Source organism: Colwellia psychrerythraea, assembly GCF_000764225.1.
Taxonomy (GTDB): Bacteria; Pseudomonadota; Gammaproteobacteria; order Enterobacterales; family Alteromonadaceae; genus Colwellia; species Colwellia psychrerythraea_D.
Map to the genome: position 1 here is coordinate 81629 of NZ_JQED01000029.1, position 18750 is coordinate 100378.

The 18750-nt window shown below is 38.5% G+C and carries 19 protein-coding genes; all 19 read right to left on the reverse strand.

The window, feature by feature from the left end:
- Positions 1-53: 53 nt before the first annotated feature.
- The 19 genes from ND2E_RS10355 to fliP all read right to left on the reverse strand — a co-directional run bounded on the left by ND2E_RS10355 (position 54) and on the right by fliP (position 18708).
- Positions 54-854 carry an MlaA family lipoprotein gene (locus ND2E_RS10355; RefSeq protein WP_052056548.1) on the reverse strand — a complete coding sequence of 267 codons (801 nt, stop codon included), beginning with the start codon at positions 852-854 and terminating at the stop codon, positions 54-56.
- Between the two features lie 133 nt (positions 855-987).
- Complete coding sequence (locus ND2E_RS10350) at positions 988-1458, reverse strand: DUF2802 domain-containing protein (protein WP_033093987.1); 471 nt, start codon at positions 1456-1458, stop codon at positions 988-990.
- A gap of 107 nt (positions 1459-1565) precedes the next feature.
- Positions 1566-2060, reverse strand: a complete 495-nt coding sequence (locus ND2E_RS10345; RefSeq protein ID WP_033093988.1) for a chemotaxis protein CheW — start codon at positions 2058-2060, stop codon at positions 1566-1568.
- Positions 2061-2122: 62 nt separating this feature from the next.
- A complete protein-coding gene (locus ND2E_RS10340; protein WP_033093989.1) occupies positions 2123-2872 on the reverse strand; it encodes a chemotaxis protein CheW in 750 nt (249 codons plus the stop codon).
- Positions 2873-3661, reverse strand: coding sequence for a ParA family protein (locus ND2E_RS10335; protein WP_033094165.1), 789 nt, complete (start codon positions 3659-3661; stop codon positions 2873-2875).
- Between the two features lie 89 nt (positions 3662-3750).
- Positions 3751-4734 (reverse strand): flagellar motor protein MotB, encoded by a 984-nt coding sequence (locus ND2E_RS10330; protein WP_033093990.1) that lies wholly within the window; start codon positions 4732-4734, stop codon positions 3751-3753.
- Positions 4731-5477, reverse strand: coding sequence for a flagellar motor protein (locus tag ND2E_RS10325; RefSeq protein ID WP_033093991.1), 747 nt, complete (start codon positions 5475-5477; stop codon positions 4731-4733). The genes ND2E_RS10330 and ND2E_RS10325 overlap by 4 nt, the downstream gene beginning before the upstream one ends.
- On the reverse strand, positions 5470-6609 hold the full coding sequence (locus tag ND2E_RS10320) for a protein-glutamate methylesterase/protein-glutamine glutaminase (protein ID WP_033093992.1): 1140 nt from the start codon (positions 6607-6609) through the stop codon (positions 5470-5472). Before ND2E_RS10320 ends, ND2E_RS10325 begins: the two co-directional genes overlap by 8 nt.
- Before the next feature lie 83 nt (positions 6610-6692).
- Positions 6693-8822 (reverse strand): chemotaxis protein CheA, encoded by a 2130-nt coding sequence (locus ND2E_RS10315; RefSeq protein ID WP_033093993.1) that lies wholly within the window; start codon positions 8820-8822, stop codon positions 6693-6695.
- 13 nt (positions 8823-8835) lie between these two features.
- Positions 8836-9579 (reverse strand): protein phosphatase CheZ, encoded by a 744-nt coding sequence (locus tag ND2E_RS10310; protein ID WP_033093994.1) that lies wholly within the window; start codon positions 9577-9579, stop codon positions 8836-8838.
- 73 nt (positions 9580-9652) lie between these two features.
- Entirely contained in the window at positions 9653-10036 is a 384-nt protein-coding gene (gene cheY / locus ND2E_RS10305) for a chemotaxis response regulator CheY (RefSeq protein ID WP_011042356.1), read from the reverse strand.
- Between the two features lie 107 nt (positions 10037-10143).
- Complete coding sequence (locus ND2E_RS10300; protein WP_033093995.1) at positions 10144-10863, reverse strand: RNA polymerase sigma factor FliA; 720 nt, start codon at positions 10861-10863, stop codon at positions 10144-10146.
- Positions 10864-10902: 39 nt separating this feature from the next.
- Positions 10903-11745: a MinD/ParA family ATP-binding protein gene (locus ND2E_RS10295; RefSeq protein ID WP_033093996.1), complete on the reverse strand. Its 843-nt coding sequence runs from the start codon at positions 11743-11745 to the stop codon at positions 10903-10905.
- 59 nt (positions 11746-11804) lie between these two features.
- Positions 11805-13346: a flagellar biosynthesis protein FlhF gene (flhF, locus tag ND2E_RS10290; protein WP_033093997.1), complete on the reverse strand. Its 1542-nt coding sequence runs from the start codon at positions 13344-13346 to the stop codon at positions 11805-11807.
- A gap of 58 nt (positions 13347-13404) precedes the next feature.
- Entirely contained in the window at positions 13405-15507 is a 2103-nt protein-coding gene (flhA, locus tag ND2E_RS10285) for a flagellar biosynthesis protein FlhA (protein WP_033093998.1), read from the reverse strand.
- 158 nt (positions 15508-15665) lie between these two features.
- Positions 15666-16796 carry a flagellar biosynthesis protein FlhB gene (gene flhB, locus ND2E_RS10280; protein WP_033093999.1) on the reverse strand — a complete coding sequence of 377 codons (1131 nt, stop codon included), beginning with the start codon at positions 16794-16796 and terminating at the stop codon, positions 15666-15668.
- The gene (gene fliR / locus ND2E_RS10275) at positions 16797-17579 is read right to left on the reverse strand and encodes a flagellar biosynthetic protein FliR (RefSeq protein ID WP_033094000.1); all 783 of its coding nucleotides are present in this window, start codon (positions 17577-17579) and stop codon (positions 16797-16799) included.
- A gap of 37 nt (positions 17580-17616) precedes the next feature.
- A complete protein-coding gene (gene fliQ, locus ND2E_RS10270; RefSeq protein ID WP_011042349.1) occupies positions 17617-17886 on the reverse strand; it encodes a flagellar biosynthesis protein FliQ in 270 nt (89 codons plus the stop codon).
- Between the two features lie 63 nt (positions 17887-17949).
- Positions 17950-18708, reverse strand: coding sequence for a flagellar type III secretion system pore protein FliP (fliP, locus tag ND2E_RS10265; RefSeq protein WP_033094001.1), 759 nt, complete (start codon positions 18706-18708; stop codon positions 17950-17952).
- Between the last annotated feature and the right edge of the window lie 42 nt (positions 18709-18750).

Genomic DNA, 18750 nt, shown 5'->3' on the forward strand with positions numbered 1-18750 from the left:
TTGCCGCAATTCTAACAAATAGTTATCGGCATAGGTACTCGTTTATTCTAAAATTAGTCGATATCATCAAATTCATCGAGAAATGCATCTATTTCAGCTTCTTCAGCTTCATCAATGATGATGGGTGGATTGCCATCATAGAGTTTATAATTCATGTTTTGAAAATAGGCATTTTTAATAAATTCATAAGGATCTTCTGACTCGACAACTAATTGCTCTTGATCTCGCACTGCTGCTCTGCCTTCTAAGGCGAGTATTCCGAGACGGGCAATATTCGGCCAAAAATCAATAACCGCTAAAGGCCAATAAAGACGGTCCACATAGTCACCAACCTCTTCACGAACAGAGCTTGGTCCTAAACCAGGAACGACTAAATACGGTCCATCGCCAACGCCATATGTTCCCAAAACTTCACCAAATTCTTCTTGTTCACCTGACCAATCAAAATCACTAGCAGGATCATAAAAGCCGAATAAACCAATAGTAGAGTTCAGCACAAACCTGCCGGTACTCTTTGCTGCGGCTGTAAACTTTAATTGAAGAGCATTATTAATAATGCTTGCGGGTTCATTTAAATTTAGTGCCATATTATACAAACCGGTACGTAAAAACGGGGGAGTATAAGTGGTGTATACCTCAGATGCAGGTTTCGCGATATATTTATCTACATAGTCCCATGTAAACGTCCAAAATGGTCTATTGATCACTTCAAAGGGATCTCTTGGGTCACTGACATCAGTCGATTGAGTCACCTCTGATTGGGTCTGCTCTTCGGGTGTGGTAGAACACCCAGAAAGAATGAGAATAAAAACTAATATAATAAGTCGAAAGTATAGCGTTATAGCTGAGCTCACAGGGCTTAAATCCTTGCCGTTATATAAATGCGCAATAAAAAAGATGGCACTTTAACATATAATGCATAGTTGCGTGAATAACGTTTAACTACAGTTTCACTTAATTCATTACAATACATATTACTGGACGATCTTACTTGGACCTGGCACGTTGTTGGTAGACAGACATTAGCATTTCAACTTCTGCTCTAGGTAACTCGCATTCACTCATAATTTCTTCAATATCAGCCCCTTTCGCCGCCAATTTAAAAGCACGATTATAAAATTTATCCTGCCCTTGACTATCTTGCCATTGCGCTAACAATTGCTGTTGTTCGATAGATTGATTTTGTAAGCTTTTAATACGATGTTCTAACTGTTTTGATACTTGCTCATTTTCTGTAGCAAGCCGTTCATTTCGGCTCACCACTTCATCCAGTTCTTGTTGCAATTTATTATTCAGTGTTTGTAAATCATCCACCAATAAAGAAGTGCTTTGCATTTGTACATTTAGCATTTCCATTTTAGTCTTGAGCTTACTTAAATAAACAAATAGCAGTGTACTCGTGAGTAACACAAGAAAAAGGGCTAACACTGCAATAATTGGAACCGCTAATAATGACATTAAGAACTGTTGCCTTAAATAAAACTAAATAAATAATTACACTACGGCAAAAAACAAAGCCCGAAAATAGACTTTCGGTCGATAATTACAGAGCCGAAGCTATAGAATTAGAACTGTTTAAGCTCATCCCACTCATCATCAGAAAGTAACTTGTCTAGGTCAACCAAAATGAGTAACTCACCTTCACGATTCGACACCCCCTGAATAAACTGAGCGCTTTCTTCATTTCCAACATTAGGGGCTACATCAATTTCTGATGATTTTAAGTAAACAACCTCAGCAACACTATCAACAAGAATACCTATAACTTGCTTTTCTGATTCTATTACTACTACACGGGTATTATCTGTAATATCACATGGCTCTAAACCAAAACGAGAGCGAGTATCGATAACAGTAACGACATTTCCACGTAAGTTAATAATACCAAGCACATAAAGTGGTGCGCCTGGGACTGGAGCTATTTCACTATAACGTAAAACTTCTTGAACCTGCATCACGTTGATACCGTAGGTTTCATTTTCTAATTTAAAGGTTACCCATTGCAATACCTCATCATTAGCTTCAACTTTATCACTTGCACTTCGTCTTTCATTTGACATATCTTTTGCCTCTCAAATAACTTATTTTATAAGTTCCCTACAATCTAAATAGGGATAATTTACTATTTTTGATTGATATCACTACCTTTATTAAGTAATTCAATCAAAGCACTTACATCGAGTAAGGCACACATTTTTTCTTTAACTAAACCAGCCAACCACGGACGTTTTTCATTAGAGTCTAACCATTTAACTTCATCTTGTGACAAAACGACAGTATCAACTAACTGTTCAGCCATCAGCCCCCAAGAACTATCATTTAGCATAATAATATATTGGTAATTTAATGAGTCTTTTAATGCTTGATCACATTTCTCTGGCATAACCCATAAAGCAGTATCGACAACATTAATTTTTTCATCTCGATAAAGCATTACCCCTTTAAACCAATCAGGTTTACCCATTAAACTATTAGTTTTATCAACTTTATGAATGCCGCCCAACTCAATTAAGGGGACAGCAATAGTTAAACCTGCGACTTCAAAAAACATAGCTTGGAAGTCACCTTGTCGATAACTTTTCTTTGGTAACTTTGATACTAGCGAAAGATTTTCTTCAGAAGAAGTTGGTAATAGCTCAACCTCAGTTGAGTCGTTGATAGTAACTTCTTTTGTAATCTCAGCTTGTTTGGGCTCACTTACCGTTTTTAATAAACTTTCTAAAGAATGGTTTTCTTTTTGCGCTAAAGGCCTAGTGATTGTTTTCTTAACACTCCTTTGTTGAGGCAATTCTACAGCTACCTCCGGCTCTGATAGTAGTTCAGATAAGTAATTTTTCATTATCTTTTTACTAGCCGTTAATGATTTACCCATTTAGCGTCCAACCTCTTTGTACTGCATACTTTTCTTAACCAAATAGTTTAATAAACTTTTATAAGCTAATGTACCACGTGAATTAGCAGCATAATGTGACGGAACTTTTTGCTCACAACTTGCGTTTCTAAAATTGGTATCAATTGGAATCACACCAGGCCATATCTTATTAGTATAAACTTCCTGTAGTTTTTTAAACGCCAGTATGGAGGCTTTTGTTCTTTTATCAAACATCGTTGGTACTATTGTATATTGAAAAGGAGTATCTTGTTCACCTTGCATTATTTCCAAGGTTCTTATCATTCGATCTAACCCCTTTAACGCCAAAAATTCTGTTTGAACTGGAATAATAATTCGATCAGCTGCAGCTAAAGCATTTACCATAAGTACACCGAGTACGGGTGGACAATCCATTAAGACATAATCATAACTTTCTGCAACTTTTTGTATTGCTTTTTTTAACACTAAACCCATACCACCTTTACTACCCAAAGAACGGTCTAGGGTAGCTAAGCCCATCGTAGCTGGTAAAATATCAATATTGGGGTATTGAGTTGGACATAACGTTTGTAGAATTTGCTCCCGGGACGATAGCTGTGTAAACAATTCATAAACACTCAGATCCAAATCTTCAGACTCAATACCAAAATAATAACTTAACGAAGCATGGGGGTCAGTATCAACTAATAACACCCGATGCCCCTGTTCAGCTAAAACACCAGCAAGTGCTATCGTGGTGGTCGTTTTACCAACACCACCTTTTTGATTTGCAACTGTCCACACTACCAAGAGCACTACTCACTTATTATTAATTAATTATTCTGAATTGTTTTACTACTATTTGCTCTTTAACTAAATCTCGACATCACAGTACGTTTTTATTCCAGATCATCAACAGTATTATTTTCATTTCGAGTTGTGATACGAATACCACCATTTTTCAATCTAATGACTTTAATACTATTAGTTGCATCTGTTTCTTCTACAGCTGTTGCCCCTTCTAACTTAACTTTTTCAACATCTTCGACAGTAATAGTGGGCGCTTGCAGTAGATTGGCTTTTTCAAGACCATACTTTGAGATAGCCACAACGACTTTTCTGTTTTTTGCTCTTCCTTCAGGCGTTAAATTATCGGCACTAGGATAATATTGTCCATAACCTTCAATGGCCATACGAGCAGGGTTTAGTCCCAGCTTTTCCAAAACCCGCAAGATAGCTGTAGCTCGAAAAACAGAAAGTTCCCAATTTGAAGAATATATCTCGGTATTAATAACTTGGTTATCTGTATAACCTCTTATTCGGATGAAGTTACTTGCTTGACCAATCACATCATAAATCACTGTCAAAATAGCTTCAGCAGAGAGGGTGGCTGATGATGAACCACTAGGAAATAACAAACCACTATTTAATTCAATTTCTAACCAGTCGCCATCGACTTGAAGCTGAGCAAAACCAGACTCAACAAGATCATACAATGCAGTGTGGAGTTCTTTTTCCAACGAACTTAAATTGCTACCCACTTTTGAATCAGAGATATTAGACAAGTTTTTTTCGTTATCAACTAACTCTGGACCAGCAACATCTAGGATACCATTACCATATAACTTCACATTCGTCTTACTGGTATTAACCATTAAAACACTATCGCCATGACCACGATTTTTAGTTTCCTCTTCTGATGCTTGAAATACTCGCCCAAAAGACTCTGTAATACTGTCAAAAGGTTTTTCGTTTACCATTGCCATGGCGTATAACACAACGAAAAGAGCAAACATCAGTGTCATATAATCTGCATAAGAGACTAACCAGCGATGAATATTATCATGCTCTACCGCGGCTCTTCTGTTACGCAAACGGTTCATTGTTCTAACCTAAAAGCTGATAATTTATTCTCTATCGCATGGGGGTTCTCTCCATGGGCAATTGAAACTAATCCTTCACAAATCATTTCGCGATACATGGTTTGTTCGTGGACTATTGCTCTAATTTTATTCGCAATAGGCAAGTAAAATAAGTTGGCAAAACCAACGCCGTATATTGTTGCAATAAACGCGGTCGCTATACCCTGCCCCAATAATGCAGGTTCTGTTAAATTGCTCATTGCATGAATTAAACCAAGTACTGCACCTAGAATGCCGATAGTAGGACTATAACCTCCCATCGCTTCATAAACATTAGCAGAACGTAAATTATGTTCGCGATATATATCTAAATCTAACTCTAAAGCGACTCTAAAATTCTCCAGTTCAATACCATCAACAAGTAGATTTAAACCTTTTTGAGTATAACTATCCTCAATTTCTAATGCTGTATCTTCTAATGCTAAGTAGCCTTTTTCTCTTGCCTTAGTCGACCAAACAACAATCTCGCTAATGCCTTGTTCAATATCATATTTAGGCGGTAAAAAAACCCACTTAAGCAATGACATTGCATGGGTAAATTGTCCTATGGAAGATTGCAGCATAACGGCACCTAAGGTGCCGCCAAAAACAATAATAAACGCTGGCAGTTCAAATAAAGCTGATAAATGGCCTCCATCTAAACTAAACCCGACATATACAGCGAGGATAGCAATGGCAAGACCCGCAATACTCAGCTTATCCACAACTGACTTCCTTTACCACTGAAGCAGCCATAGCATCTAATGAAAGCGATAATTCAGATATGCCTGCTTTATCAACAGCCTGAGGCATACCATAAACGACACAAGACTGCTCGTCTTGTGACCAAATAGTTGACCCTTTAGCTTTGAGCATTCTTGCTCCTTCTTTACCATCAGAGCCCATTCCCGTTAAAATAACCCCAAGAACTTTACCTGTAAATGTCTTTGCTGCTGAGCCAAAACTAATATCAACACTCGGTTTAAAAGTTATCTTAGGTGAGTCGTCATCGATAACTTTGAGTTTTGCTGCATTCTCACTTCCTGTGATGATCATTTGCCGTCCGCCTGGAGCTAAATAAGCACAGCCAGGTTTCAATACATCGCCATCAGCAGCTTCCTTAATAGATATTTTACATAGAGAGTTTAAACGACTTGCAAATGCTGCTGTAAAGGCTGCCGGCATATGCTGCACGATTATAATAGGTAACGGAAAGTCAGCCTCAAGTTGTACCAATATTTTTTGTAGTGCTACGGGGCCACCTGTAGAAGTACCTATGGCCAATAGCTTATAGTGTTTTCCAGATTTTCGAGCAATCGAAGTTACAGGTCTTCTCTCTTGCGTGACTGTAGACGTTGATAATGTCGATGCCTTAGTTTGCTCTGCAATCAATCTTGATGGTTTTGGGCTAATGTTACTCGCTGTAGGACGAATACGTGTTCGCGGCCTAGCGTGTTCAGATTGTCTTGCTATTTCAATAACTCTCTGACGTAATAAACTGCCGGCTTCATCGCTATTTTTAGCTATTTCACTAAACTTCTTAGGTAAAAAGTCCAATGCCCCCGCGTCAAGAGCCTCTAACGTTGCTTTTGCTCCTTGATGAGTTAAAGAAGAAAACATTAATATCGATGTCGGAGAGCGGGCCATAATTTTTCTAACAGCCTCAATGCCATTAAGAATTGGCATTTCGATATCCATCGTAATGACATCAGGTTTAAGCAACAGAGCTTTATCTACAGCTTCTTGGCCATTAACAGCCACATCAATAACATCTAACTTTGGATCTTTATTAAGGATGTCGGTGACTCTACGTCTAAAAAAACTAGAATCATCAACAACAAGTACCTTGTAGGCCATTTAATCTCTCTGCTTATACTATTTATTTTCACACCAACTATTCACACTATTGTCATATATTTACGTCTTTTAATTGTGAGTAACTAATTTCGTAATCTTTTATTAACGGGTGACTTTTTCGCATAAAACTTAAGCATGTTTGCTATATCTAAAATTAAGGCAATACCGCCATCACTTGTAATAGTAGCGCCTGCCATCCCTGGTGTTCCATGCAATAACCTATCAAGAGGTTTAATAACAACTTCTTCTTGGCCAATTAAACTATCAACGACAAAACCAACTTGTTGATTGCCTAGCTGTACGATAACTACATGACCTTTATCACGAGATTTTTCAACAAAATCACGCACTAACCATTCATCTAAATAAAACAACGGAATTGCTTTTTCTCGAACAATAATAGTTAATTGTCCATCAACACTATTGGTATTAGATAAATCTAGATGGAAGATTTCATTAACTGAGGCCAAAGGTAAAGCAAAAGTTTGCTTGCCAACAACAACCATTAATGTAGGTAATATTGCTAAGGTTAATGGAACTTTAATTTCGAGAATTGTGCCAACACCAAGCTCAGAATCAATATTTACCGTACCATTAAGCTGTGTAATTTTGGTTTTGACAACATCCATGCCAACACCACGCCCTGATACTTCTGAAATCTCAGTTTTGGTAGAAAATCCAGGAGCAAAAATAAGGCTGTAGGCTTCTTTATCGGACATTCGAGCTGCAGATTCTTCATCAAGTACACCACGATCAATCGCAATGCTCTTAAGTTTTTCAGCATCCATTCCAGCACCATCATCTTTGATGGTTAACAGGATATGGTCACCTTCTTGCGAAGCTGATAAAAGTACCGTACCTTCCCTTGTTTTCCCCATTGCTTCTCGTGTATCAGGGGCTTCAATACCATGATCTACTGAGTTTCTGACTAAATGTACCAAAGGATCCGCGAGTGCTTCGACTAGATTTTTATCTAAATCGGTATCTTCCCCTTCTAATACCAATGAAATATCTTTATTCAAGCTACGAGCTAAATCACGAACAACACGAGGAAAGCGGCCAAATACTTTTTTAATCGGCTGCATTCGGGTCTGCATGACAGCACCTTGAAGGTCTGTCGTTACCGCATCTAAATTGGTAACCGCCTTGCTTAGATCTTCATCGTCAGATACTAATCCTAAACTTGTTAATCTATTTCTTACTAAAACGAGTTCTCCGACCATATTCATAATTTGATCTAATCGTTTTGTATCAACTCGTACTGTTGTTTCACCTTGAGGTGCAGGGGCTGGAACGGCTTTTTTCGCTGCTGTTTTGTCAGGCTCGACTCTTGCTTTTTTCTCACTTGTTTTTTTCGGAGCAGCTGCCGTTGGTTGTACTTTCTTCTCAGGGGGAGGCGTTGGAATGCTAGCACTCTCAGTGACTATAGTCTTTTCAACAGCTTTAGGTGCATTACCCTTACCATGTAGTTCATCTAATAGCTTTTCAAACTCCAAGTCATCAATATCATCACTGGCTGTATTTAAAGCACTGTTTTCTGTCGCGGTGGCGTCAACTGAAAAGGCGCCTTGTCCGTGTAGCTCATCTAACAAAGATTCAAATTCATCATCCGATATTTCATCACTTGAACCATCAGTGATCGAATTTGCAGGTGCCTCAGATACTTTTTCTATAGGAGGTGTAACTGCTGCCACACTACCAGAACCATGCAATTCGTCTAATAATCTTTCAAATTCATCTTCACTCATTTCATCGTTTGAGTTTGAGTCTTCATCTTTATCAATAGGTTGCTCAACCACTTCACTAATAACTGGGCTTGCTATCTCAGGAGTACTGAGTCGGGCAAGTTCAGCCAGCAGGTTAGGATCTGCAGGCTCAAGTGGCTCTTTATTTTGTACCAACACAAACATATCATTAACAGTATCTAGTGCTGATAAAATGGTATCCATGAGCTCAGCATTAACTGAGCGCTTTCCTGTACGCAATAAGTCGAATATATTCTCTGCACCATGACAGACATCAACCAACTCACTGAGACTTAAAAACCCTGCTCCACCTTTTACCGTATGAAAACCACGGAAAATGGAATTCAGTAGTTCATCATTATCTACATCATTTTCAAGTTCGACTAATTCCTCTGAAAGCGATTCTAAGATTTCACCCGCTTCAACTAAAAAGTCCTGTAAAATTTCTTCATCTGCTTCAAAAGACATGCAGTAATTCCCCTTAAAATCCTAAACTTGATAAAAGATCATCGACATCATCTTGATCTTCTACTACATCATCTCTGTTTTCTGCATTTACAATTGGTCCTTCAACAAGGTTCTCACCTACTTTAGGGATTTGTTGTCCTTGCACTTTTTCTGCAGACAGACCAAAAGCTGTCAGCATATTAATTAAACTTTCTTCTACTTCTCTAACTAAATCAATGACTTTACGAATGACTTGACCTGTTAAATCTTGAAAGTCTTGTGCCATTAACACATCTGTCATTAAGCTATGGATATGCTGAGTTTCTTTGCCTGTATTCTTTAACAAGGTATCTATATCAAGACATAAAGATTTAAACTCTTTCAAGTCCAAATCGTTATTCATTAACTTAGTCCAGGAAGGATTAACAGTCGCTACCTGCTCCGCAATAGTATCTACGACAGGAAATATTGCTTCGACGGCGTCCATGGTCTTATTGGCAGCTTCTTCTGTACTTGTAATAACAAAATTCAAACGCTCTTTAGCATCGGGAATATCTGTTGTAGCGAGATCATTCAGCCTAGGGTCCACTTGAAAATTTGTCAAAGAATCATGGAGTTGTCGAGTTAACTTACCAATTTCTGCAAATAATTCTGAATTGATTGGGTTTTGAATTTCAGCAATAATCGCATCCGCTTCGTCTTGCTGATCAGACTCCAAAAAAGCAACCAAAGATTTGGCTTGCTCTAATGAAATCCGCCCTGTCATAGCTATACTCATGCAAAGTCCTTAATAGAATATTTATCAACACCTTAATTTAGCTAACAAATTTATTGCTAGCTATGCCTTCACATTAAGCTAAGCGTTCAAAAATTTTATCCAGCTTAGTTTTTAATGTTGCGGCTGTAAATGGTTTAACAATATAGCCATTAACACCTGCTTGAGCAGCCATAATTATTTGCTCTTTTTTAGCTTCGGCAGTAATAAGTAGTACAGGAATATGCGATAGATTTGCATCTGCACGAATCGCTTTTAGTAAATCGATACCTTGCATACCTGGCATGTTCCAATCGGTAACAACAAAGTCAAAATCACCACCTTGAAGCATGGGTAACGCGGTATTGCCATCATCAGCTTCTTGAATGTTGGTGAAACCTAAATCACGTAACAAATTTTTAACTATACGTCTCATGGTTGAAAAATCATCAACAACAAGTACTTTCATATTTTTATCCAAGGAACTCTCCGGCAAAACATTTAATTTTAATTATTTTTCTAATGGATTCATTATCCACCAAACAACCCACTACCTTTAGCGTTACATATCAGTAACTTAATGGTAAATCAATTTTGCCAAGATTGCATTCTTGCTTTTAAACGATGCATTGCTTGACTATGGATTTGACTTACCCTTGATTCACTTACATCGAGCACTTGCCCTATTTCTCGTAAATTTAATTCTTCATCATAATATAATGACAGTACTAAAGCTTCCCTTTCTGGTAAAGACTTAATGCATTCGGTTAAGCCTTTTTTAAAAGCAATTCGCTCAATACTTTGATATGGATCATCTCCAATATAGTCATCACTTGGCTTCATAACATCTTCACTGACGCCGAGATCATCAATACCCAGTATTTTTCCTGTACTCACTTCACTTAATATCTGATGATACTCTTGAAGTGAAATATCTAACTTTTCAGCAACTTCAACATCGGAAACATCTCTACCTAGTTGCGCTTCAAGCTCCTTTATCGCTGCACTTATCATTCGGCTATTTTTATGAACAGATCGTGGAGTCCAATCACCCCGACGTATTTCATCCAACATAGCGCCACGGATACGAATGCCCGCAAAAGTTTCAAAACTTGCGCCTTTGCTGTTATCAAAGTTATTTGCCGCTTCAAATAAGCCAATCATTCCTGATTGTATCAAGTCATCAACTTGAACGCTTGCAGGAAGCCTTGCCAAAAGATGATAAGCAATACGCTTAACTAAAACAGTTTGTTGTTCAAGAAGAGCTGCTTTATCAATTTGATTATTATAGCTATTCGCTTTTACCACGTAATATTACTCTCACTGAAGTAATGCTAAATTGAACAGTTAATTAGCCAACAACTGCTCAATAAAAAATTCTAAATGCCCTGACGCTTGTCTAGGTATTGGCCATTGACTCACCTTATTTGCTAAATCAATATAAGCCAATGATGCAGGCGACTGAGGGTAAGCTTCCACTATAACTTGTTGTTTACGGACAGATTTTCTCATGTTTTCGTCGTATGGAATGACAGCGACCAACTCAAGTGCAACATCTAGAAATCGGTCAGTAACTTTCGTCAACTTCGCAAAAAGTTGCTGTCCTTCTTTAGGGCTACGCACCATATTGGCAACAACTTTAAATTTGAAGACCCCATGATCTCGGCTCAATAATTTCATTAGAGCATAACAATCAGTAATTGAAGTCGGCTCATCACAAACCACTAGCATGACATCTTGAGCAGCACGAGTGAAGCTTAATACCATATCAGAGATACCAGCCGCGGTATCAACAATAAGCACATCAAATTGCGTTCTCATTTCACTGAAAGCTCGAATTAGCCCAGCGTGTTCAGACGGTGTTAAATCCACCATTGACTGTGAACCAGAAGTGGCAGGAATAATTTTTATGCCTGCAGGACCGTCAATAATAATATCGTCAAGTTCACACTCTCCTGATAAGACATGTGATAGGTTACGTTTAACTCGTAAGCCTAACATTACGTCAACATTTGCAAGACCTAAATCGGCATCGAGCACTAACACTCGTTTACCTAAGTGCCCTAGTGCAATAGCTGTGTTCAATGAGGTATTAGTTTTACCTACGCCCCCTTTGCCACCAGAGACTGCCACCACTTTAACTTGTTGTAAATCTTGCATTTTTCTTAAGCCGCTCGCTTGATCTATCATTTAATTATTACTTCTAATTATTACTTCTAATTATATGTACTGCGTTGTTAACATGCATCTTATATCGTTGCAGCGGGCACAACAGGCATTGGCCTCAATACAGTGACATTATTATTTACTGACTTAGTTGCCATCTTATCAGCAAGGGTAACTAATTTCTCAGCATTTGCAACTTTAATATCTTCTGGAACTCTTTGTCCATCAGTAAGATAACCTATTGGTAAACCATTTTGAATCGAAGTTGTAATTATTTCACCAATACTGATACTTTCGTCAAGTTTAGTATAAATACAACCCGATAATGGTACTTTTTTAAAGCGATCTACATTTTCTTGCATGACCCCTTGTTGGGCATTTGCCGCTAACACTAAATAATTTCTAATTCTTACTCGAGCATTTGATACTAACGCGGTTAATTGCTCTGCTAAACGCATATCTCGTTGCCCCATGCCCGCAGTATCAATTAAGATTAATTTCTTTTTTGAATATTGCTGTAGAAGAACATCTAATGCTTGACTGTCTTTTGCAAGGCTTACTTGACAACCAATTATCTTTCCATAGGTTGCTAATTGCTCAAATCCAGCAATACGGAATGTATCAGTTGAGATAAGTGCAACTTGATCGCTTCCATGCACTTGTGAGAAACCAGCTGCAAGTTTAGCAATTGTTGTTGTTTTTCCTACCCCCGTAGGTCCAACTAAAGCAACCACTCCACCACGATTGATTATATCATTCTGCGTCGTATTAATTTGTTGAGAAATAAGTTGTGTTGCTTGTAGCCAAGCTTCTTTCTCATGTGCTTGCTCGGGAACATAACCAGCAATTTGGTCGGCAATTTGTTCATTTAACCCAAGCGCAAGTAATCGATTTACTAATACTGCTCGTTGAGGATCTTTTTGCGCCATATCTTGCCACATTAAGCCAGATACTTGGTGCTCTAACAAAGAGCGAATAGAAGCCATTTCTTGCTGCATTTTAGCAAAGTCTTGTGTTGAGACTTGTGCATCATCATTTACTCCAACGGCTAAAGGGCTGGAAGATGACATATTGTTAGATACATTAGCAGTGATTTGGTCACTATGAAATTGCTCAGCTGCTGGTTTTGCTACTTGTGGCAATGTATTCGCCATTGCCTCAGGAGTTGAGTGACTAAGACGGTCGGTAAAATTCTTTAATTGTTGCTCAATACTTTCTTCGCCTAAATGAGTAGACTCTTGTTGCGAAGACAACTGTTGAGGGGCTGGCTGTTGTACTTGTCGGTTAAGCAAGGCTGATAAACTATCTGCAGGAGCATGCTCACCCGTACTTTCATTGTTAGTTGTCATGGCATTATGATTTACCGGCGCTTGTTGCCCAAGATTCACTACATCATTGCTTATCTCTCTAGCACTTGGCAAATCTTGTTGCGCATGAGTTTGAGGAGGGTTTTCTTCTGAAAAATGTGCCGGTGGTACTGCCTGGTTATAATCAACAGCAGCCATTAATTCCACACCTTCAGGAATTTTTTTGTTGGACATAATCACCGCATCAACGCCAAGCTCTTCTTTTATCTGCGCTAAAGCAGTGCGCATATCTTTGGCAACAAAACGTCTAATTTTCATATCCAACCTCTTTTTAACTCTACGTTACAACGATGCATTGCATTCGTTTAACAGATTGTTACTGCCCAATGGCACTAACTATTTTAATTTGTTTATCATCAGGTATTTCCTGATATGAAATCACACGTAAACTTGGAATTGTATATTTAACAAACTTAGCCAAAACATGACGTAAAATTCCTGACGTTAATAATATGGGAGTATCTCCAGCCATTTCTTGCTGATTTGCCCCATCAGTCAATGATTGTTGTAAGCGTTCAGCTAAGCCGGGTTCAATACCAGCACCATCATCACCTGCCATTTGCATAGACTGATGCAACATCTGTTCCAATTCAGGAGCCAAAGTTATGACGGGTACTTCTTGCGCACTTCCGACAAGGTCTTGCACAATAAACTTACGTAGACTAATTCGTACTGCAGCAGTTAATACTTCCGGATCTTGGCTCTTTGGTCCATATTCTACCAAAGTTTGTACGATAGATCGCATATCCCGCACCGCGACCCCCTCATTCATCAAACTTTGTAATACTTTAACAACGGTTCCTAAAGATAAAGTATCAGGAACAAAGCCCTCAACTAACTTAGGATAGTTTTTGGCCAGTAAATCTAATAAATTCTGAACTTCTTCGTGACCTAATAACTGCGCAGCATTATTTGTTAATATTTGACTTAAATGAGTTGCTAATACCGTTGCCGAGTCAACTACTGTATAACCAAGGGTTTGTGCTTGCTCGCGTTGACTTTGATTAATCCAAGTAGCATCAAGACCAAAAGCAGGGTCTTTAGTTGCTACCCCTTCTAATTGACCAAACACTTGTCCAGGGTTGATAGCAAGCTCTTGATCATGTCGAATTTGTGCTGTGCCTACCACAACACCCATTAATGAGATTTGGTAACTGTTGGGATCTAAGTCTAAATTATCGCGAATATGCACTGCTGGTACCAAGAAACCAAACTCTTGTGAAAGTTTTTTACGCACGCCCTTGATTCGGCTGAGTAGTTCTCCGCCCTGCGCTTTATCTACTAATGGAATTAATCGGTAACCAATCTCTAAACCAATAACATCAACGTGATTAACATCATCCCAATCCAGTTCCTTCACTTCCTCTTCTTTTTGCTGGTGCTGAACTTGCTCATCTTGTGCAATTTTTTCGAGTTCAACCTTTTGCTTGATTTTATTTCTAGCACCAAAAAAGGCTGCGGCTGCAATTACTGCTGAAAATAACAAAAAGACAAAATGAGGCATACCAGGGATAACGCCCATGACAAACATCACAGCCGCCGCAATATATAGCGATTTTTCTTGACCGAGCTGGCTGCTGACCTGCTCCCCCATGTCTTGCGCAGTATTCTGACGCGTTACAACGATTGCAGTACCAATTGATAATAATAAGCCAGGGATTTGTGCAACTAAACCATCACCAATCGTCAGTAGGGTATATATTTCTACTGCGCGATCAAAGGATAAATCATGCTGGACCATACCAATAATTAAGCCGCCAATAATATTAATAAATAAAATTAATATCCCAGCAATTGCATCGCCTTTTACAAATTTACTCGCACCATCCATGGAGCCATAAAAGTCAGCTTCGCTCGTGACTTCCGTTCTTCGCTCTTTAGCTTGTTCTTGTGTAATAAAGCCAGCATTTAAATCAGCATCAATTGCCATTTGTTTTCCTGGCATTGCATCCAAAGTAAAACGAGCTGTTACTTCAGCTATACGTCCGGCACCTTTTGTCACAACAACGAAGTTAATAATGATCAAAATAAGGAAAACAACTAAACCAACGGCATAATTACCACCAATAACAACGGATCCAAATGCTTCGATGACCTGCCCGGCTGCTTCAGGCCCCTCATGGCCTTCAAGTAAAACCACCCGAGTACTCGCGACATTTAGTGCCAATCTCAAAATAGTAGCAACCAACAAAACGGCAGGGAAAGAGCCAAATTCAAGTGGCTTTAGGGTGTATACGGTAATCAAAAGAACAACGAGAGCAAGTGCGATGTTAAAAGAGAATAAAATATCTAATAACCAAGCAGGCATAGGTAAAATGATCATACCTAGTGCTGCCATGACCAATAAGGGTGTCCCTAAGCCAGTTAAGTGACTTAATTTAGATTTATCAAACTGATTAAAATAGGCGGCTAGTTGCATTTATACTTCATGATATTTTTTTGACAGTTGTCTTGATTTAGCAATTCTCATACCAAAATATGACGGCAATAATTATTTCCGATGATACTTTAGGAATCATCAGGTAGTTGAAAAAAGAGTTTAACATTAGTGAGTAGAGAATACTTAAATTCTATCAGCTAATACCTAAATTCATCAGGTATCGGCAGTTCTTTAGCAATTGGTGTAGGCTTTTTAGCTTTACCCTTTTTATGTTCGTTAAGTTGAAAAATAAAGGCTAACACTTGCGCAACCGCAGCAAACAATTCCTCAGGAATATCATCGCCCACTTCAGCTGTATAATAAAGTGAGCGTGCTAAAGCTGGTGATTGAATGATTTCGATTTGATGCTCTTTAGCAATGGTACGAATATGTAAAGCCATTTCATCAACACCTTTTGCAGACAGCACTGGCGCGCCACCGGCATCAGCATCATATTTAAGCGCGATAGAGAAATGGGTTGGGTTAGTAATAACCACATCAGACTCAGGTACGTCCTGCATCATGCGTCGTTGTGACATTTCATATTGAGTTCGGCGAATTCGACCTTTAATTTCGGGACTCCCTTCAGTCCCCTTGTGTTCATCCTTAATTTCTTGTTTGGTCATCTTTAACTGCCGGTTGTGATTCCAAACTTGGTACGGTGCATCAATAATTACAATAATTCCAATTGATAAAGCTAGCACCAAAAACATCCACTGCAGCATAGTGATGGCATGTTCAAAATTAGTAGGAATAGTTTCACGACTTAAACCTAGAATTTCTTCGAACAAGCCACTAAGCAGTAAAAAAGCGACAACAAAAACAACAAAGAATTTTAAGATTGATTTAATAAGTTCTACTGCTGCTTGTACGCCAAACATACGTTTAAAGCCTGATATCGGCGATAATTTACTCGCTTTGGGCATCATAGCATCACCAGAAAAGCTCATTCCCCCAAGCAGTGTATTACCAACAAACGCCGCAAGCATGACGATTAAAAAAATCCAAAGTAATGGGGGTATAACTTGGAAAACACCATCATTGATAACTTTAAACAACGCATTAACATCCATTGCTTCTTCACGACTCAAACTAAAAAGGTGACTCATCATATTAGCCATAGAGTTAGCTAACGCTTTTCCCATCAACAGCATGGCGCACGCACTTCCTACTAGGACAAAAAAAGTGCCTAGATCTTTAGAGCGAGCAATTTGGCCTTTCTTACGAGCATCAGTTAGCTTTTTTGCCGTGGGTTCTTCAGTTTTTTCACCGCTATCAGAATCAGCCATTTACGTTGCCTTACAATCAATAAGATAACAACTGAAATCAAGTGCACGTTGCCACTGTAATTCAAAGTGAGTAAAAAAATTACCAAAGGTCAGCCACATAATAAGTAAACCAGCCATCATGGTAATAGGGAAACCAATAGCAAAAATATTAAGTTGAGGGGCGGCTCTTGTCATGATACCAAATGAAAAATTGATTAATAGCATGGCAGTGATTGGTGCTAATGAAAGTGATAATGCGGTCGCAAACATCCAACTGCCCCATTCAACAACCTCGCGATACTTAATGCTCGATAAATGCTCTGTCGGAATGGGTAAAGTATCAAAGCTGGCAACAACAAACTGCAAATAGGCAAGGTGGCCATCCATTACCCAAAAGAGTAATGAAGATAAGATGAGAAAAAATTGTCCAATGGCTGGGACATTCATACCACTTGCAGGATCAACTAACGAAGCAAAACCAAGCCCCGATTGCATTGCAATAATTTGCCCGGCCAGCGTAAATGTATTTACTACCATAATAGTAACAAAACCGAGCATCACACCAATTATCATTTGTTGTCCCAATAAAATAGCGGTATTGAGGGACATTAGATTCGTTACACTAGCGGGGGGAATTGCTGGCATCACAGCAACCGTAACACTGATACATAAAAAGACTTTTACTCGTCCTGGAATGGTTTTTGAACTAAAACCTATCATTGTCATAATCAACGCCGAAACACGACTAAAAGGCAGAATAAAATCTGCCATATACTGATTAATAACTGACTCAGTAAATTCCATCAAACAGCTCTAGTCATTAAGGTGCCTATGCACATAACTAAACAATCACACTGGGAATACTAGCAATTAGCCGGATAGTATAATCCATCACTTTTTGTACTAACCAATGCCCGCCAATAATTAATGCAAGCAAGGTAACAATTAGCCTTGGCAAGAAACTCAAGGTTTGTTCGTTAATAGATGTTGCTGCTTGAAAAACAGCCACCATTAAACCTACGGCTAAACTCGGCAGGATAATAGCGCATACTAGAATGATCACAAGTAATAATGCATCGCCTAGCATATCTACATAGATTTCTGGTCCCATAACTTACTCTCTTTTACTTAATTCGTTTTGTACTTCATCAAATAAAACCGCGGTAATTACTTGTTAATTACCCATTCCGTAGCTAGTAGCGATAGTGCCAATAACTAAATTCCAACCATCAACCAAAACAAATAACATCAATTTAAAGGGCAAAGACACAATCATTGGTGAAAGCATCATCATACCCATCGCCATTAAAATACTAGCAACGACCAAATCTATGATCAAAAAAGGGATAAAGAGGATAAAACCAATTTGAAAGGCAGTTTTTAGTTCACTAATAATAAAGGCAGGAATAATAACTGTCATGGGCAAATCAGTAGGTTTATCGACAGTATCAATACCAGCCATTGCTGCTAAAGTATCAAGATCTTTAACCCTTGTCTGCTCAAGCATGAAAGCCCGTAAAGGTACTTTACCCAAGTTTATCGCTTCAGTAGAAGTTAATGTTTCAGATAAATAAGGTTGAATAGCTGTTCTATCTATTTGATTATAAACAGGCGTCATAATAAAGAGAGTCATAAAGAGGGTTAAACCAATAATTACTTGGTTAGATGGGGTTTGTTGCAGACCAAAGGCTTGTCGTAAGATTGCCATCACCACAACAATACGGGTAAACGAAGTCATCATAATAACAGCCGCTGGGATAAAACTCAGCGCTGTCATAAAAATTAAAATCTGTAAATTTACCGAGTATTCCTGTGAACCATCAGGGTTTGTTGTGAGCTTTAATGCAGAGAGAGATAAATCCTCAGCAAACGCACCAAAACTCAAACTAACTAAAGTAAGTGCAATAATAGTGAATAACGAAATTCTTTTCATGGTTTGTTGTTAATCCCTAAAAAACCTGATTTTTAAATAATG

Coding starts and splice junctions, on each gene's coding strand:
- ND2E_RS10350 (WP_033093987.1), bottom strand. CDS start 1,458: ATGTCATTATTAGCGGTTCCAATTATTGCAGTGTTAGCCCTTTTTCTT.
- ND2E_RS10345 (WP_033093988.1), bottom strand. CDS start 2,060: ATGTCAAATGAAAGACGAAGTGCAAGTGATAAAGTTGAAGCTAATGAT.
- ND2E_RS10340 (WP_033093989.1), bottom strand. CDS start 2,872: ATGGGTAAATCATTAACGGCTAGTAAAAAGATAATGAAAAATTACTTA.
- ND2E_RS10330 (WP_033093990.1), bottom strand. CDS start 4,734: ATGAACCGTTTGCGTAACAGAAGAGCCGCGGTAGAGCATGATAATATT.
- ND2E_RS10320 (WP_033093992.1), bottom strand. CDS start 6,609: ATGGCCTACAAGGTACTTGTTGTTGATGATTCTAGTTTTTTTAGACGT.
- ND2E_RS10315 (WP_033093993.1), bottom strand. CDS start 8,822: ATGTCTTTTGAAGCAGATGAAGAAATTTTACAGGACTTTTTAGTTGAA.
- ND2E_RS10310 (WP_033093994.1), bottom strand. CDS start 9,579: ATGAGTATAGCTATGACAGGGCGGATTTCATTAGAGCAAGCCAAATCT.
- ND2E_RS10295 (WP_033093996.1), bottom strand. CDS start 11,745: ATGATAGATCAAGCGAGCGGCTTAAGAAAAATGCAAGATTTACAACAA.
- flhF (WP_033093997.1), bottom strand. CDS start 13,346: ATGAAAATTAGACGTTTTGTTGCCAAAGATATGCGCACTGCTTTAGCG.
- flhA (WP_033093998.1), bottom strand. CDS start 15,507: ATGCAACTAGCCGCCTATTTTAATCAGTTTGATAAATCTAAATTAAGT.
- flhB (WP_033093999.1), bottom strand. CDS start 16,796: ATGGCTGATTCTGATAGCGGTGAAAAAACTGAAGAACCCACGGCAAAA.
- fliR (WP_033094000.1), bottom strand. CDS start 17,579: ATGGAATTTACTGAGTCAGTTATTAATCAGTATATGGCAGATTTTATT.
- fliQ (WP_011042349.1), bottom strand. CDS start 17,886: ATGGGACCAGAAATCTATGTAGATATGCTAGGCGATGCATTATTACTT.
- fliP (WP_033094001.1), bottom strand. CDS start 18,708: ATGAAAAGAATTTCGTTATTCACTATTATTGCACTTACTTTAGTTAGT.